The 16,836-nt window shown below is 69.9% G+C and carries 14 protein-coding genes and 1 pseudogene; 8 read left to right on the top strand and 7 right to left on the bottom strand.

What is annotated here, in order from left to right; all coding sequences use genetic code 11:
• Positions 1-30: 30 nt before the first annotated feature.
• From PSQ21_RS08705 to PSQ21_RS08685, 5 genes are all read right to left on the bottom strand, one after another.
• Positions 31-720, bottom strand: coding sequence for a response regulator (locus tag PSQ21_RS08705; protein WP_050361318.1), 690 nt, complete (start codon positions 718-720; stop codon positions 31-33).
• A complete protein-coding gene (locus PSQ21_RS08700; RefSeq protein WP_274029858.1) occupies positions 717-2,054 on the bottom strand; it encodes a sensor histidine kinase in 1,338 nt (445 codons plus the stop codon). Before PSQ21_RS08700 ends, PSQ21_RS08705 begins: the two co-directional genes overlap by 4 nt.
• Before the next feature lie 270 nt (positions 2,055-2,324).
• A complete protein-coding gene (locus tag PSQ21_RS08695; RefSeq protein WP_274029857.1) occupies positions 2,325-3,290 on the bottom strand; it encodes a DUF4429 domain-containing protein in 966 nt (321 codons plus the stop codon).
• Between the two features lie 107 nt (positions 3,291-3,397).
• Entirely contained in the window at positions 3,398-4,606 is a 1,209-nt protein-coding gene (locus PSQ21_RS08690; RefSeq protein ID WP_274029856.1) for an alpha/beta hydrolase, read from the bottom strand.
• Between the two features lie 202 nt (positions 4,607-4,808).
• Positions 4,809-5,462 carry a TetR family transcriptional regulator gene (locus PSQ21_RS08685; protein WP_274029855.1) on the bottom strand — a complete coding sequence of 218 codons (654 nt, stop codon included), beginning with the start codon at positions 5,460-5,462 and terminating at the stop codon, positions 4,809-4,811.
• 127 nt (positions 5,463-5,589) lie between these two features.
• Between PSQ21_RS08685 and PSQ21_RS08680 the strand changes: the two are divergent.
• Both PSQ21_RS08680 and PSQ21_RS08675 read left to right on the top strand, forming a co-directional pair.
• Positions 5,590-7,222, top strand: a pseudogene (locus tag PSQ21_RS08680) (MFS transporter); the annotation flags it as partial.
• A 184-nt stretch (positions 7,223-7,406) separates the two neighbouring features.
• Positions 7,407-7,811 (top strand): peptidase inhibitor family I36 protein, encoded by a 405-nt coding sequence (locus PSQ21_RS08675; RefSeq protein ID WP_274029853.1) that lies wholly within the window; start codon positions 7,407-7,409, stop codon positions 7,809-7,811.
• Positions 7,812-7,914: 103 nt separating this feature from the next.
• On the opposite strand, the gene aceE is transcribed toward PSQ21_RS08675, so the two are convergent.
• A complete protein-coding gene (gene aceE / locus PSQ21_RS08670) occupies positions 7,915-10,647 on the bottom strand; it encodes a pyruvate dehydrogenase (acetyl-transferring), homodimeric type (protein ID WP_274029852.1) in 2,733 nt (910 codons plus the stop codon).
• Between the two features lie 504 nt (positions 10,648-11,151).
• Between aceE and PSQ21_RS08665 the strand changes: the two genes are divergently transcribed.
• The 6 genes from PSQ21_RS08665 (at position 11,152) to PSQ21_RS08640 (ending at position 15,808) form a co-directional block, all read left to right on the top strand.
• On the top strand, positions 11,152-11,589 hold the full coding sequence (locus tag PSQ21_RS08665) for a DUF3052 domain-containing protein (protein WP_030585952.1): 438 nt from the start codon (positions 11,152-11,154) through the stop codon (positions 11,587-11,589).
• Positions 11,590-11,778: 189 nt separating this feature from the next.
• A complete protein-coding gene (locus PSQ21_RS08660) occupies positions 11,779-12,237 on the top strand; it encodes a peroxiredoxin (protein WP_003969401.1) in 459 nt (152 codons plus the stop codon).
• A gap of 138 nt (positions 12,238-12,375) precedes the next feature.
• Positions 12,376-12,951, top strand: a complete 576-nt coding sequence (locus tag PSQ21_RS08655) for a TerD family protein (RefSeq protein WP_010057498.1) — start codon at positions 12,376-12,378, stop codon at positions 12,949-12,951.
• A gap of 128 nt (positions 12,952-13,079) precedes the next feature.
• Positions 13,080-13,655, top strand: a complete 576-nt coding sequence (locus PSQ21_RS08650) for a TerD family protein (protein WP_274029847.1) — start codon at positions 13,080-13,082, stop codon at positions 13,653-13,655.
• A 137-nt stretch (positions 13,656-13,792) separates the two neighbouring features.
• Positions 13,793-14,944 carry a DUF475 domain-containing protein gene (locus PSQ21_RS08645; protein WP_274029846.1) on the top strand — a complete coding sequence of 384 codons (1,152 nt, stop codon included), beginning with the start codon at positions 13,793-13,795 and terminating at the stop codon, positions 14,942-14,944.
• 129 nt (positions 14,945-15,073) lie between these two features.
• Positions 15,074-15,808 carry a TerD family protein gene (locus tag PSQ21_RS08640; RefSeq protein WP_274029845.1) on the top strand — a complete coding sequence of 245 codons (735 nt, stop codon included), beginning with the start codon at positions 15,074-15,076 and terminating at the stop codon, positions 15,806-15,808.
• Between the two features lie 102 nt (positions 15,809-15,910).
• Here PSQ21_RS08640 and PSQ21_RS08635 read toward each other — a convergent pair whose 3' ends face one another.
• Positions 15,911-16,816 carry a TerD family protein gene (locus PSQ21_RS08635; protein WP_274029843.1) on the bottom strand — a complete coding sequence of 302 codons (906 nt, stop codon included), beginning with the start codon at positions 16,814-16,816 and terminating at the stop codon, positions 15,911-15,913.
• Positions 16,817-16,836: the final 20 nt, after the last annotated feature.

Raw genomic sequence — 16,836 nt, 5'->3', positions numbered from 1 at the left:
GCCCGGAAAGTCTCGTACGACGAAGGCCTCCTACGCCCCCGCGTCCCCCGGCGTCACCAGCCCCGACTCGTACGCGAAGATCACCGCCTGCGCCCGGTCCCGCAGATCCAGCTTGGCCAGCACCCGCCCGATGTGCGTCTTGACGGTCTGCTCGGCCAGCACCAGCCGCCCCGCGATCTCCTGGTTCGACAGCCCCCGGGCGATCAGCTCCAGCACCTCGCTCTCGCGCGGGGTCAGCCCGTTCAGCCGGAGTGCCTGGCCGCCGCGCGTCGCCCCGGAGGGCCGCTGCGCCGCGAAGTCCGCGATCAGCCGCCGGGTCACCGAGGGCGCGAGCAGCGCGTCCCCGGCCGCCACCACCCGTACGGCCGCGATCAGATCGGCGGGCGGGGCGTCCTTCAGCAGGAACCCGGACGCGCCGGCGCGCAGCGCCTCGTACACGTAGTCGTCCACGTCGAACGTGGTGAGCATCAGGACCTTCGGCCGGTGCACCACCCCCACCGGCGGGTTCAACAGCTCGCGCGCGGCGGCCAGTCCGTCCATCTCCGGCATCCGGACGTCCATGAGGACGACATCGGGGTGCTGGTTGCGGCTGACGTCGACGCCCTGGCGGCCGTCCGCCGCCTCGCCCACCACGTCGATGTCGCTCTGCGCCGCCAGCAGCGCCGCGAATCCGGCCCGCACCATGGCCTGGTCGTCGACGATGATCACGCGGATGGTCACAGATCCTCCGAAGGGGGTGGGGCGGACGGCGACACGACCGGAGGCAGCGGCATCCGGGCGGCCACCCGGAACCCTCCGTCGGGCAGCGGCCCGGTGTCCAGCGTGCCGCCGGTCAACCGTACGCGCTCCCGCATCCCCACCAGCCCGTGCCCGGTCCCGGCGCTCTCCAGCGGTGCGGCGGGCTTCGGCGCGGGGCCGTTGACGACCAGCACGTTCAGATGACCCGCGGAGGCCCGGACCGAGACCTGGGTGTGCGCCCCGGGCGCGTGCCGCACCACGTTGGCCAGTGCCTCCTGCACGATCCGGTACGCCGACAGATCCACCGCCGACGGCACCTCGCCCAGGTCAGCGGCGAGCGAAAGCTCCGCCGGCAGCCCGGCCCGTACCGTCGCCTCCACCAGCTGCTGGAGCCGGTCCAGTCCCGGCTGCGGCGCCCGGTCGCCCTCGGTGCCGTCGCTGCGCAGCACCGACAGCAGCCGCCGCATCTCGCCGAGGGACTCCCGCGCCGCCGCCGCGATCGAGGCGAACTCCTCCCGCGCGGGCTCCGAGAGCCCGGAGGTCCGGTACGGCGCGGAGTCGGCCTGCACGGTGATCACCGACATGTGGTGCGCGACCACGTCGTGCAGCTCACGGGCGATCCGCGTCCGCTCCTCCAGCAGCGTGCGCTGCGCCCGTTCCGCCTCGCTGATCGTCTCCTGCTCGGCCAGCCGCCGCGTCGCCTCGCCCCGCTCCCGTACCGCCGCCCCGATGACCAGGACGACCGCGCCGAGGATCGGCAGCAGCAGGGCGCTGCCGGTGCTGCGGTCCGAGGGAGCGATCAGATGCAGGGCCGCCCCCGTCGCGGCCGTCACCGCCCAGACGGCGACGACGGTACGCCGCGTCTCGCGCAGGCCGAGGGCCAGCAGCAGGAAGAGATACGCGACCAGGACCGGCGGGGGCCAGGGCCAGGTGTCGTGCCGCTCGGGCTGATGCGCCAGCAGCACCAGCGCGCCCACGACATCGGCCGGGAAGATGATCCACCACGCCTGCAGGGGCCGGTGGGCCAGCATCAGCAGCGGGGCGGCCTGGGCCACCCCGAGCGCCCCGGCCAGTGCGCCCGGCACGCCGTACTGCGAGGTCAGGACGTTGATGGTGACCGGGATGAAGGTCGCGGTCAGGGCGAGTACGACGGCGTACGGCAGCAGCCGCTGCCACCGCTTCGGGGCTTCCGCGAGCAGCGGGGTGGACGGATGGGACGCGTGGGACAGCCCATGGGCGAGCTCGCGCAGATTGCGGCGGGCGGCGCTCAGCAGGCCGTCGGCGGGCGGCGGGGGCCCGGCGGGGGAAGTGGACATGGCCCGGTCAGCCTAGGCAGGCCGGGAGCGCGGGGGCGTCATACCGGGGTCGCGACCCTCGACGGGTCCGCCTCATACCCCGGTACGGGGTCACCTGCCCGGCGACGACACAGGACACGGGACGCGGGACAGCAGGTCCCAGGGCGCGGGGCAGGGCACACGGGGCGGCAGAACACAGGGCACGCGGCACACACGACACCCGGGGCACGGGACAACAGGGCGCAGGACACACGGGACCCACGGGACCCACGGGACCCACAAGGCGCGGGATCACAGCTCCGCGAGCAGCTGGGCCTTCTTCGCGCTGTACTCGGCGTCCGTCACCAGTCCGGCCTGATGCAGCTCGCCGAGGTGATGTATCCGCTCGGCGATGTCCGCCGGATCGCGCCGCCCGGCGTTCACCAGGACCGGGGCGGGGGCGGCGGGCGCGGGCTGGGTCCGGCGTACGGATTCCAGGACGGCGGCGGCGAACGGCAGCGACTCGTGCACCGGCCCGTAGCCCAGGCCGAACAGCACGGCCGCCGGATCCTGGTCCGCGCGGGCGGCCCGGAGCTCGGCCGGTATGCCCGCGGGCACCCCGCCGTCCGCGTCCCCGGAGCCGCCGGGACCGTGCAGGTCGCCCAGGCTGCCGCCGGTGCGGTGGTCGACCGGGGCCGCCGCGCGGGGCACCAGACGCAGATAGCCGTCCAGCGCCTCGGGTGAGCGCCACACGATTCCAGCCAGTTCACCCACCCGGAAGGTCTGGTCGCCGGCCTTCCACTTGGCGCTGGAGGCCCCGGTCCAGGACCACCGGAAGGAGATCCGCTCGCCGTCGAAGCTGGCCCGGCCGTCGTACGCCTTGAAGTTCATCGGGGCCTCGGGGGCCGCCACCAGGAAGCGGTCGGCGCTCTCGCCGGACGCCGGGTCGAGCAGGGCCCGCAGCTCGTCCGCGTAATACTCGGCGAGCACCTCCCGCTCCGCCGGAAGCACCAGGCGATAGGGGTCGCACCCCTCCTTGAGCTGCCCGGAGGCAGCCTCCACCAGGGGATCGGCACCCGCTCTCGGCACGGCACGCAGAACCACCGTGCCCCGCTTGCCGGGGGTCAGCGTCACCGACGACAACGCCGCATACGGGATGCGGCGTTCCCGGAGGCTCTGGAAGAGCTTCGGTGTGCGGATGCCCCGTTCGAAGCGGATGAGCACGGAGTCGGTGTCGAACTCCCAGGTGGCATGAATTCCGGCCAGCACATCACCCATGTGCCTCATCGTATGCGGCACAGTCGCCCGCGTCCCCCCTCGGAGCGAGACCCACCGGCAACGGGGGGTCTCCCGATTAATCCGCCCGACACCGACCTCTACGCGCGTCAGCCGTCCCGCTCGCCGGAAATACCGCGGTGGCACGTGCTGTCGGCGCTCGCGCAGCTGACCGATCCGTACGCTCCGACGCCGATCGCGGCGAAGTTGTCGAGGCTCTCGGTGCCCGGTTCGAAGTAGCCGCTGTGCCCGGCGGCCCCGGCCGCCGAGACGACCCGCGCGCCGAACGCCGGGTCGACCGGGTCGGCCCCGTGACCGATCCCGCCGAACTCCAGATGGGGTACGTCCCCGATCCAGTCGTCCCCGTCCCGCGTCGCCCAGATCCGGGCGCCGGTCCCCAGTTGCCCGGCGTTGGCGACCCGCATGCCGGGGCTGCCCGCGACCGCGATGTCGGCCACCCGGTCGTGGGCCCGGTGCGCGGCCACCCCGCACACCACGGAGCCGTAGCTGTGGCAGAACAGCGAGACCTTCGAGGCGCCGGGCAGCGCGCCGACCATCGCGTTCAGCCGGACCGCACCGTTCGCCGCGAGTCCGCCCAGCGCCGCGTCCATGCCGAGACCGGCCGGTGCGGTGTAGTCGGCCCACGCGATGACAGCCGTACGGGTGCCCGGGGAGGCCGAGCGCTCCGCCTTGTACAGGGACCTGGCCATGCCGACGGGGGCCCTGTACGCGCGGGTGCTGCGCTCCAGGGTCAGCAGATGGGTGTCGACGCCCGGAACGACGACGGAGACCCGGGCGGCCCGGTCGAGATCCCCGAACACCTCCGCCGCACGGCCCATTCCGGAAGGGTCGAAGGCCAGGATCTGGCGCTTGCCCGCGAGCATCGACCGGAACCGGCCGAGACGGGCCTCCGCCTCGCCGCGCCCGTCCGGCGAGAGCTTCTCGTCGTGCGCCCGCGTCTTCTCCACGGCCACGGCCTGTCTGAGGGCCACCCGGTTCGCGTAGTAGCGCAGGGTGACCGGAGCGCCGTTCAGGTTCCCCACCACCGACGGGTACTTGCCCGCGAGGGCGATCTGCTGTCCCGAGGTGAGGGTGGCGAAGAAGTGCGCCAGCCGGTAGGCGGGAGAATCGGCGTCCGGCAGCGAGCGGCCGGCTATCCGGTCCCGCGCCCAGGAGGCGAGCGCGAGTTCGCGTGGCCCGTCGGTGTACCGGTCGCGGACGGCGCTCCAGCCCGTCGTCGCCAGCATCACGAACACCACCGCCACGGCGAGCAGAGCGCGCCATGCGGTCAACGTGGGTGAGGTGTCGAAGGAAGTCACTGCGCCACACCCTAGGAGACGCGGGCCGGCCCCCGTGACTTCGGGTGAGGTACATCACCGGTTCGCGAAGGATTCATCACGGATCTCCCACGCGGGGCCATCGCTGCCCGGGGCCACCACTGGACGGGGGCACCGCTGACCCGGGGCTACCGCTGACCCGGAGGCATTACTGGCCCGGGGTCATCGCCGACCCGGGGTCGCGCTACTCCCGACGCCAGTCCTGGGCGAGGGCCGGGACGAGCTGGTCGAGATACTCCTCGGTCAGGTCGCGCAGCGCCTCCACCGTCGGGTCGAGCCCCCGGCCCCACAGCTGGCCGGTCACCCGCATCACCCCGGAGAACGCGGCGACGGCCACCCGCGGCCGGGGGTCCCGCTCCACGTCGAGCCCCTCACGCTCCGCGATCAGCAGAGCGATCTGGTTCTCCAGGGCGACGCCGCGCCGCATATGGGCGGCGAGCAGGGTGGGGGTCGACTCGATCATCTGGTAGGTCCGCATGTGGAGGTCGACGGTGACGACCTCCTCGATCGCCTCGCCGATGCTGTTCCACGCGCACAGCACGGCCCGGCGCATGGCCTCGAAGGGGGCTTCGCCCTCGGGGCGGCGGCGCAGCTCCTCGATGAAGCGGGACTCGACCATCTCCTGCACGGCGAAGGTGGCGTCCTCCTTGCTCGCGAAGTAGCGGAAGAAGGTGCGCTGCGAGACCTCCACGGCGTCGACGATCTCGTCGACCGTGGTCCGTTCGTACCCCTGGGTGGTGAACAGTTCGAGGGAGGCGCGTACGAGGGCGTCCCGAGTGCGCTGCTTCTTGCGTTCACGCAGTCCGGCTCGGGGCTCCACTGTCTGCCCGTCGATCACGTACCGGTTCCTCTTTTCCCGTGTTTGTCCAGCTCAGCATACCTGTGAGCTACGTGTGAGCTACGTGACAGTTACTGACTTGTGAATTGGTTTGTCAACTGTCAGCAGCTGTCACTAGTCTCGCCGTATGACTAGTCAGACCACCGTCGAGAAGGCGCCGCGGGAGCCCGAAGACAACGCAGGACCCGCCCCGGCCAAGGGGCTTCGCGGCCACCCCTGGCTGACCCTCTTCGCCGTCGCCCTCGGCGTGATGATGGTCGCCCTCGACGGCACCATCGTCGCCATCGCGAACCCCGCGATCCAGAAGGACCTCGGTGCCTCGCTCGCCGACGTCCAGTGGATCACCAACGGCTATCTGCTCGCCCTCGCCGTCGCCCTGATCACCGCGGGCAAGCTGGGCGACCGCTTCGGCCACCGTCAGACCTTCCTGATCGGCATCGCGGGATTCGCAATCTCCTCCGCCGCGATCGGTTTCTCCCAAGAGATCGTCCTGGTCGTGCTCTTCCGCGTGCTCCAGGGCCTCTTCGGCGCCCTGCTGATGCCGGCCGCACTCGGCCTGCTGCGCGCCACCTTCCCCGCCGAGAAGCTGAACATGGCCATCGGCATCTGGGGCATGGTCATCGGCGCGTCCACCGCGGGCGGCCCGATCGTCGGCGGTCTGCTCGTCGAGCACGTCAGCTGGCAGTCGGTCTTCTTCATCAACGTGCCGGTCGGCGTGATCGCGCTCGTCTTCGGCCTGGTGATCCTCAAGGACCACCGTGCCGCCAACGCGCCGCGCTCCTTCGACATCCTCGGCATCGCGCTGCTCTCGGGCGCGATGTTCTCCCTCATCTGGGGCATCATCAAGGCCGGTGAGGCCTGGGGCTGGGGCGACGGCCGCACCTGGGCGTGGCTCGGCCTCGCGATCCTGCTCTTCGTCGCCTTCGGCCTCTGGGAGACCAGGGTCAAGGAGCCGCTCGTTCCGCTGGGGATGTTCCGTTCCGTCCCGTTGACGGCCGGTGTCGTCCTCATGATGCTGATGGCCTTCGCCTTCATGGGCGGCCTCTTCTTCGTGACGTTCTTCCTCCAGGGCGTCCACGGCCTCAGCCCGGTCGACAGCGGCCTCCACCTGCTGCCGCTGACCGCCATGATGATCGTCTCCTCGCCGGTCGCCGGCCTGCTGATCACCAAGTTCGGCCCCCGCGTCCCGCTGGTCGGCGGCATGGTCTGCACGGCCACCGCGATGTTCGGCATGACCACGCTCACAGACTCCACCGGCACCTTCGTGATGTCCCTCTGGTTCGCCCTGCTCGGCTGCGGGCTCGCCCCGGTCATGGTCGGCGCGACCGAGGTCATCGTCGGCAACGCGCCCATGGAGCTGTCCGGCGTGGCCGGCGGTCTCCAGCAGGCCGCCATGCAGGTCGGCGGCGCGCTCGGCACCGCCGTCCTCGGAGCGGTCATGTCCTCCAAGGTCAGCTCCGACTTCGCGGACAACTGGGCGGGCGCGGGCCTGCCCGGCGCAGCCGACCCGAAGCTGGAGGAGGCCGCCGAGTTCGGCATGGTCCCGGCCGAGGAGCTCGCCAAGGCTCCCGGGATGACCCCGGACGTCATCGACCGCATCGGCGGGGTCATCCACGACACGTTCATGTCCGGCATGGGCCTGGCCTTCACGGTCGCGGGCGTCGTCGCCGTGGTCGCCGCCTTCGTCGCCACCCTCACCAAGCGCGGCGAGAACGCCGAGGCGGGTGCCGGAGTCGGCCACATCTGACGCCGGAAACGGCGCAGGCCGTCAACACAGCGCAGGTCAGAGCCCCGCCGAATCCTTTCGGCGGGGCTCTCGCCTATCAGGGTGGTGCACCCCCGGCCGCCCTTCCGCACACCGCTCCCGGTGACACAGAGTGAGCAGCGGAAGCGGACACCGACCAACGGTGACCAGCACCGACCAACCACGGGGGTTGATCCATCATGCGTACGACTGTTACGCGTATGACCGTTCTCGCGGCCGCCCTGGCCGTCACCGCACTCGTTCCCCAGGCCCTGGCCCACGACCGGGCGGCGGCGGCCCCCGAGCGGCCCCCGGCCGTCTCCCTCGGGTCCTGCGAAGCGGGCAGGCTCTGCCTCTGGAAGAAGCCCGACTTCACCGGGGCCCGCCACACCTACGAGCTCTCCGGCGTGGACATCGAGAGCTGCGTCCCGCTGCCGAAGGGCGGCGACGCCCAGTCCCTCGCCAACCGCACCGGGCGGCCCGTCACCACCTACCAGTCCGCCGAGTGCGCGGAGACGGGGGAGTTCGAGACGTACCCCGGCGGCGGCACCTGGACGCCCCGGTCCCCGTACCAGGTACGCGCCTTCAAGATCTGGGAGAACTGAGGCCGGACAGACGGGAGGGGCGGCGACGCTCCAGCGCCACCGCCCCTCCCGGCCGTCCCCGCGTACGCGTCTCCGCGTACGCGCCCCGCCTACGCGTCTCCGCCTACGCGTCTCCGCCCGCCGCGCCCGGATCGGCCGCGGCCACGTCCAGGAGCTGGTAGCGGTCCACAGCCGTCTTCAGGGCCGACCGGTCGATCTTGCCCTCCTTGGCCAGCTCGGTGAGGACCGCCAGCACGATCGACTGCGCGTCGATGTGGAAGAACCGGCGGGCCGCACCCCGGGTGTCCGCGAAGCCGAAGCCGTCGGCGCCCAGCGACTGGTAGGCGCCCGGCACCCAGCGCGCGATCTGGTCCGGGACCGAACGCATCCAGTCCGAGACCGCCACGAACGGGCCCTGGGCCGCTTCGAGCTTCCTGGTCACATACGGGACGCGCTGCTCCTCCTCCGGGTGCAGGAGGTTGTGGCGCTCCACGTCCACCGCCTCGCGGCGCAGCTCGTTCCAGGAGGTCGCCGACCAGACGTCCGCCCTGACGTTCCACTCGTCCGCGAGGATCTTCTGGGCCTCCAGGGCCCAGGGGACCGCCACACCGGACGCCATGATCTGGGCCGGGATCTCGCCCTTCTCGCCCGTGCTGAAGCGGTGGATGCCCTTGAGGATGCCCTCGACGTCCACGTCCTCCGGCTCGGCCGGGTGCTGGATCGGCTCGTTGTAGACGGTGAGGTAGTAGAAGACGTCCTCGTTCGCCTCGCCGTACATTCGGCGCAGCCCGTCCTTCATGATGTGCGCGATCTCGAACCCGTAGGCCGGGTCGTACGCGACACAGCCCGGGTTCGTCGAGGCGAGCAGCTGCGAGTGGCCGTCCGCGTGCTGGAGGCCCTCACCGGTCAGCGTCGTGCGGCCGGCGGTCGCGCCCAGCACGAAGCCGCGAGCGAGCTGGTCGGCCATCTGCCAGAACTGGTCGCCGGTGCGCTGGAACCCGAACATCGAGTAGAAGACGTACACCGGGATCAGCGGCTCGCCGTGCGTGGCGTACGCCGAACCGGCCGCGATCAGCGAGGCCGTGCAGCCCGCCTCGGAGATGCCGTCGTGCAGCATCTGGCCCGTGGGGGACTCCTTGTACGCGAGCAGCAGATCACGGTCGACCGCCTCGTACTGCTGGCCGAGCGGGTTGTAGATCTTCGCACTCGGGAAGAATGCGTCCATGCCGAAGGTGCGGTACTCATCGGGGGCGATCAGCACGAAGCGCTTGCCGATCTCCTTGTCCCGCATGAGGTCCTTCAGGACGCGGACGAACGCCATGGTGGTGGCGATCGACTGTGTACCCGAACCCTTCTTCGCAGCCGCGTACGTCTTTTCGTCCGGCTGCGGAAGCGGCTTCGCACGCACCACCCGGGTCGGGACGTAACCGCCCAGACCCTGGCGGCGGTCGTGCATGTACTGGATCTCCTCCGAGTCGCGGCCCGGGTGGTAGTAGGGCGGGTAGCCCTCGTCCAGCTGCTTGTCCGTGATCGGGATGTGCAGGCGGTCCCGGAAGCGCTTGAGGTCCTCGACCGTGAGCTTCTTCATCTGGTGCGTCGCGTTGCGGCCCTCGAAGTTCGGCCCCAGCGTCCAGCCCTTGACCGTCTGCGCCAGGATGACCGTCGGCTGGCCCTTGTGCGCCTTGGCCGCCGCGTAGGCCGCGTAGACCTTGCGGTGGTCGTGACCACCGCGGCCCAGGTGCAGGATCTGCTGGTCGGTCATGTCCTTGACCATGTCCCGCAGCCGCGGGTCGTCGCCGAAGAAGTGCTCGCGGATGTACTCACCGGTCTCGGTGGCGTACGTCTGGAACTGGCCGTCCGGCGTGGTGTTCAGCTTGTTGACCAGGATGCCCGTGCGGTCCTGCGCCAGCAGCGGGTCCCAGGAGCGGTCCCAGACCAGCTTGATGACGTTCCAGCCGGCGCCCCGGAACTGCGACTCCAGCTCCTGGATGATCTTGCCGTTGCCGCGCACCGGGCCGTCGAGCCGCTGGAGGTTGCAGTTGACCACGAAGGTCAGGTTGTCCAGGCCCTCGCGGGCCGCGATGGACAGCTGGCCCAGCGACTCCGGCTCGTCCATCTCGCCGTCGCCCAGATAGGCCCAGACGTGCGACGCGGAGGTGTCGGCGATGCCGCGCGCCTCCATGTAGCGGTTCATCCGCGCCTGATAGATCGCGCCGAGCGGACCGAGGCCCATCGAGACGGTCGGGAACTCCCAGAAGTCCGGCATCAGCCGCGGGTGCGGATAGCTGGACAGCCCGTTCGGGGCCTTCGACTTCTCCTGGCGGAACGCGTCGAGCTGCGCCTCGCTCAGCCGGTCCAGCAGGAAGGCGCGGGCGTAGATCCCCGGGGACGCGTGACCCTGGAAGAAGATCTGGTCGCCGCCGTCGCCCTGGTCCTTGCCCCGGAAGAAGTGGTTGAAGCCCACGTCGTACAGCGAGGCGGAGGACGCGAAGGTGGCGATGTGGCCGCCGACGCCGATCCCGGGACGCTGGGCCCGCGAGACCATCACCGCGGCGTTCCAGCGGGTCGCGTTGAGGATCTTGCGTTCGATCTCCTCGTCGCCGGGGAAGAACGGCTCGTCCTTCGTGGCGATCGTGTTCACGTAGTCCGTGCTGCGCATCTCCGGCACGGCGACGCGCTTCTCCCGCGCGCGTTCGATGAGCCGGAGCATCAGGTAGCGGGCCCGCTCACGGCCGCGCTCGTCGACGGCGGCGTCGAGGGAGTCGAGCCATTCCCGGGTTTCTTCAGGATCGAAATCCGGGACCTGGCTCGGAAGGCCGCCAATGATGATCGGGTTGCGATCGGATCCGGAAGCCACACTGTTCCTTCGCTGTTCGGTGGTGATCTACGGGGCCTGTCACGAGGGGTGTACCCCCGGCCAACGCTGTCAACTCTGTGTGTGCCACCTCCATCGTGCTACCGCGAAGGTCCGGACGTCATCTTTACCGTGGGGTAACCCCGAGGTTCCGAAAACACGTCCGCGGGGCACGAGTGTGGGCAGTACGCGGCTGGGTACGGGCAAACCGCAACCTTACGCCCAAGGCGTCCAAGTGTTCCCAAAGGCTGTTCGACTCCGATTGGTGGATCGAAACCGCATAAGCTGAGGAAGGACGTAAACGGATGGAGTGACTCGGGGAGCCCCCGGGAAGCCCCCGGAGAGACATGCCTGAACTTGCGGTGAGGTGGCAGGGAACGTCACCGTATAGGCGGTCTCGCACGCTGGGTACTTGCGCGATTCGCCGAGCCCGTGTGGACTACGGCCAACGCCCCGCGCACGCGCGTGGCTGCAGCATTTTCCGAAGACATGATCAGGAGGCAACCCGTGAGCGCGACCGCGGACCACGCGGAGGAGCGAACCAACCCGGCAGCACGCCTGGGGTTCGAGCCCGGACAAGTGGTCCAGGAGATCGGCTACGACGAAGACGTCGAGCTGGAGCTCCGTGAGGGCATTGAGGCCACTACCGGCCAGGAACTCGTCGACGAGGAGTACGACGACGTCGCAGACGTCGTCCTGCTCTGGTTCCGCGACGAGGACGGCGACCTTACGGACGCGCTGGTGGATGCCATTGGTCTGATCGAGGACGGCGGTACGGTCTGGCTGATGACGCCGAAGACCGGCCGTGACGGATACGTCGAACCGAGCGACATCAATGAGGCTGCCCAGACAGCCGGTCTCGCCCAGACCAAGAGCATCAGCGCGGGCAAGGACTGGACGGGCAGCCGTCTGGTCACCCCCAAGGGGGCCAAGGCCAAGCGCTGAACCACGTTCCGCACCACTTCGGGTCTCTGTCATCGGGCCCAGGGCCCCCGTGGGCGCACACCGCGCCCGTGGGGGCCGTCGTGCGTCCACGGCCCCTCCGGCACCGGCCCGGGGCCCCTGCGTAGGGTGGGAGTCACCCGGACGGACCAGGCCCGGGAAGCGGAGAAGCGGCGAAGGGATACGTGTTCCATGACGATCGAGGTCGGCAGCCAGGCCCCGGACTTCCAGCTCAAGGACAACCACGGCCGGACCGTGCGGCTGTCGGAGTTCCGCGGCGAGAAGAACGTGGTGCTCGTGTTCTACCCGTTCGCCTTCACCGGCGTCTGCACCGGCGAGCTGTGCGCGCTCCGCGACGAGCTGCCCCGCTTCGAGAACGAGGGCACCCAGCTCCTCGCCGTCTCGAACGACTCCATTCACACCCTGCGCGTCTTCGCCGAGCAGGAGGGCCTGGAGTACCCGCTGCTGTCCGACTTCTGGCCGCACGGGGAGACCTCGCGGGCGTACGGCGTCTTCGACGAGGACAAGGGCTGCGCGGTGCGCGGCACCTTCGTCATCGACAAGGCGGGCGTCGTCCGCTGGAGCGTCGTGAACGGGCTCCCGGACGCCCGCGATCTGAACGACTACGTCAAGGCGCTCGAAGCGCTTTGAGACGATCTCCTGGCGACGCCCGGTCAAAAGCCTGTTTTGGCCGGGAACCGGTCACTAGGATCCACTCGTTGATCCGATGCCAATGAACGACGGGGACGCCGGCGTCTGCCGGCCCCTGAGAAAACTACTGGAGGACTCGTGGGAGTCAGCCTCAGCAAGGGCGGCAACGTCTCGCTGACCAAGGCCGCGCCCAACCTGACCGCGGTCATCGTCGGTCTGGGCTGGGATGCCCGCACCACCACCGGTGGTGACTTCGACCTCGACGCCAGCGCGCTGCTGGCGAACGCCGAGGGCAAGGTCGCCGCCGACGGCAATTTCGTCTTCTTCAACAACCTGAAGAGCCCCGACGGCTCCGTCGAGCACACCGGTGACAACACCACCGGTGAGGGCGAGGGCGACGACGAGGTCATCAAGGTGAACCTGGCCGGTGTGCCGGCCGACGTCGACAAGATCGTCTTCCCGGTCTCGATCTACGAGGCCGAGAGCCGCCAGCAGAGCTTCGGCCAGGTCCGCAACGCGTACATCCGCGTGGTCAACCAGGCCGACAACAGCGAGCTCGCCCGTTACGACCTGAGCGAGGACGCCTCGACGGAGACCGCGATGGTCTTCGGCGAGCTCTACCGCAACGGCGCGGAGTGGAAGTTCCGCGCCATCGGCCAGGGGTACGCCTCCGGCCTGCGCGGCATCGCCCAGGACTTCGGCGTCAACGTCTGACGTCTCCTGGGCCCCAGGGGGGTGTCCGGGCCGATGCGCCGGACATGCCCTGACCGGGCGCTTTCGACGCCCGACCCCGGGCGCCGAAAGCGCCCGGAAGCGTTTTACACGACTCGGGGAGGACACACATGGGCGTCACGCTCGCCAAGGGAGGCAATGTCTCCCTCTCCAAGGTCGCACCCAACCTCACCCAGGTGCTGGTCGGGCTCGGCTGGGACGCACGCTCCACCACGGGAGCCGATTTCGACCTCGACGCCAGCGCCCTGCTGTGCCAGTCGGGCCGCGTACTCGGCGACGAGTGGTTCGTCTTCTACAACAACCTCACGAGCCCCGACGGCTCCGTCGAGCACACCGGTGACAACACCACGGGGGAGGGCGACGGCGACGACGAGTCCGTCATCGTCCGTCTCGACCAGGTTCCCGCCCACTGCGACAAGATCGTCTTTCCGGTCTCGATCCATGACGCGGACAACCGGGGCCAGGCGTTCGGCCAGGTCACCAACGCCTTCATCCGTGTGGTCAACCAGGCCGACGGCCAGGAACTGGCCCGCTACGACCTGAGCGAGGACGCCTCGACGGAGACCGCGATGATCTTCGGCGAGCTCTACCGCTACCAGGGCGAGTGGAAATTCCGTGCAGTCGGCCAGGGGTACGCGTCAGGCCTGCGCGGCATCGCTCTAGACTTCGGCGTCGACGTTTCCTAGACAACGCCGCGCTCGGGCCTTTCGTTCGGAGCAGCTCGGACCTCGTGGGCCCGGCCTGCCCCAAGCGAAAGACCCCAGGCACGGGGGAGCCCCGACATACCGGGGGAGACGCTTTTAACAACACGATGGGGTAGCCAGTGGTACTGAAAACCTTCGGCTGGTCGTTCGCGGTCACCGCGCTCGGCCTGGTCGCAGCGATTTTCTACGGGGGGTGGCAGGCTTTCGGCATCGTCGCGATCCTGTCCGTCCTGGAGATCTCGCTGTCCTTCGACAACGCGGTGATCAACGCCGGAATCCTGAAGAAGATGAATGCCTTCTGGCAGAAGATCTTCCTCACCATCGGCATCCTCATCGCCGTCTTCGGTATGCGACTGGTGTTCCCCGTCGTGATCGTGGCCGTGAGCGCCCAGCTCGGGCCGATCGAGGCCATCGACCTGTCCTTCAACGACCCGGACCGGTACAAGGAACTGGTGACGGACGCCCATCCGTCGATCGCCGCCTTCGGTGGCATGTTCCTGCTGATGATCTTCCTCGACTTCATCTTCGACGAGGACCGGGACATCCACTGGCTGCGCTGGATCGAGCGTCCGCTCGCCAAGCTCGGCAAGGTCGACATGCTGTCGGTCTGCGTCGCGCTGATCATCCTGCTCTTCACCGCCATGACCTTCGCGACCCAGGCCCACCAGCACGGCGGCGGGCACGTGGACAAGTCGGCGACGGTCATGCTCTCCGGCATCGCCGGTCTGATCACCTACCTCGTCGTCGGCGGGCTCTCCGGATTCTTCGAGGGCAAGCTCGAAGAGGAGGAGGAGCGCGAGCACGAGGCCGAGGAAGAGGCCAGGAAGAAGGGCAAGCCCGTCACCGGGGTCGCCCTCGCCGGAAAGGCCGCGTTCTTCCTCTTCCTCTACCTGGAAGTCCTGGACGCCTCGTTCTCCTTCGACGGCGTCATCGGCGCCTTCGCGATCACCAACGAGATCGTGCTGATGGCCCTCGGCCTCGGCATCGGCGCCATGTACGTCCGTTCGCTCACCGTCTACCTGGTGCGCGAGGGCACGCTCGACGACTACGTCTATCTGGAGCACGGCGCGCACTACGCGATCGGCGCGCTCTCCATCATCCTGCTGATCACCATCCAGCACGAGATCAACGAGTTCATCACCGGCTCGGTCGGCGTGATCCTGATCGCCCTCTCCTTCTGGTCCTCGGTCCGGCGCAACCGCGCCCTCGCCGCGGAAGCCGGCGAGGGCGGCGGAGGGGGAAACAAGGCCGAAGTGTCCTCCGGGGTGTGACCCGGTAGGGATTGAGGAACGCTCTCTGCGGGGCGGCCCACACGGCGACGGCTCTCCGGGAACTCCCGGACCCGGCCCGGTGGCCGCCCCGCAGTGATGTCCGGCGCGCGCGAACAGGTGGGGGTTGGTATGGGGTTCTTCGACGGCCTGTGGCCGGGGCGCGCGGCGCAGTTCGACTCGGGCAACTCGACGTCGAGCGCGGTCGTGCTGTCCAAACGCAACGCGACGATCTCGCTCAACCAGCAGGGCGCCCTGTCGGGCAACCTCCGGGTCAACCTGTCCTGGCGGATGCGGACCTCGGACATCGAGGGCCGGTCGCGCCAGAGCGGCATGCTGCGGCGCCCCCTCAAGCTCTTCCAGCCCGAGGTGGTCCAGGCGCACACCCAGGGCGTCGTCAACGTCGACCTGGACCTCGGCTGCATGTACGAGCTGATGGACGGCACCAAGGGCGTCGTGCAGCCGCTGGGCGGCCTGATAGGCGACCTCAACGGCCCGCCCTACGTCCGGCTCAGCGGCGACGACCGGTTCGGCGCGCCCTCGGGGGAGACGGTCTACGTCAACCTCGACCAGCGCGACCAGATCAAGCGGCTGCTGTTCTTCGTCTACATCTACGACCGGACCCCCGCGTTCGACCGTACGCACGCCAAGGTCACGCTCTACCCGGGCAACGGCCCGCGCATCGAGATCGAGCTGGACGAGCGCGCACCGCAGGCCCGCTCCTGCGCGGTGTTCACCGTGGAGAACATCAAGGACGAGCTGATCGTCCGCCGCGAGGTGAAGTTCGTGTACGGCTTCCAGTCGGAGCTGGACCGGCTGTACGGCTACGGCATGCAGTGGGGGCGCGGCTACAAGTCGCGGACCTGAGCCCGGGCAGCCGTGAGGACCCGAGGACGCACACGGGAACCAGGACGAACGCGGGAATCAGGGCGGGTCGGCTCGGTACGGCTCGTCCCGGGGCCGTACGGCTCAGGACCGGACGAACTGCGGACCTTGTGGAGGCAGCACGAAATGCGGGTCGGGCGCGTACGCGGCGGCGGCAGCGGGCTGCGGATAGCCGTACGCGGGCGGCTCGGCGGCACGCTGCGGATAGCCGTACGCCGGCTGATGCGCCGCGGCGGCCGCGGTGGCCGCGGCGGGGGGCGCGACCGGCGGCGGATAGCCGTAGGCGGGCTGCTGGTGCTGGACCGTGGCCTGGGAGTCCGGCCCCGGCCCGGGCGGCACGGCCGGCGGCGGGGGCACGGCGGCCGGGAGCGGCCCCCCGCCCACCGGAGCGGCCGGCTCCTGCGGCCCGTTCACCGCCTGCGCCCCGTTCGCCGCCTCCGAATCGTCCACCGAGATGCCGAAGGCGGTGGCCAGGCCGATCAGGCCGGTGGGATATCCCTGGCCGACCGCACGGAACTTCCACCCCTCGCCGCGGCGGTAGAGCTCGCCGCAGATGATCGCCGTCTCTTCCCCGGTCTCCGGCCGGACGTCGAACACCGCCAGCGGCTCGCCCTCGGCGAGGGCGGCGTCGAACAGGAGTATCCGCAGATCCAGGACCTGCTCGAAGGCGGCCCCGTCGGAGGAGGCGGCGATGACCACCTGGTCCACCGTCGCGTCGAGCGCCCCGAGGTCCGCCTCGACCGTGTCCGTCAGCCCTTCGGGGACACTGCGCTTCGGCAGCCGCCGGACCAGGCCGGAGGGGTGCCGGGGCTGGTTGTAGAAGACGAAGTCCTCGTCGGACCGCACGCGGCCGGACGCACCGAGGAGCAGGGCGGAGGCGTCCACGTCGGGAACCCCGGCACCCGGGGTCCAGCGCAGCACGGCCCGGACGGCCGCGGCATCGACGGGGACGTTCGAGCCCTTCAGCATCGTGTGCGTCATGACCGTCATCCTGCCTGCTGGGGGCCCGC

The organism is Streptomyces sp. MMBL 11-1 (genome assembly GCF_028622875.1).
In the GTDB taxonomy this organism is placed as follows: domain Bacteria; phylum Actinomycetota; class Actinomycetes; order Streptomycetales; family Streptomycetaceae; genus Streptomyces.
The sequence above is the reverse complement of the archived record's forward strand: the minus strand, read 5'-3'. Positions and strand labels throughout refer to the sequence as shown.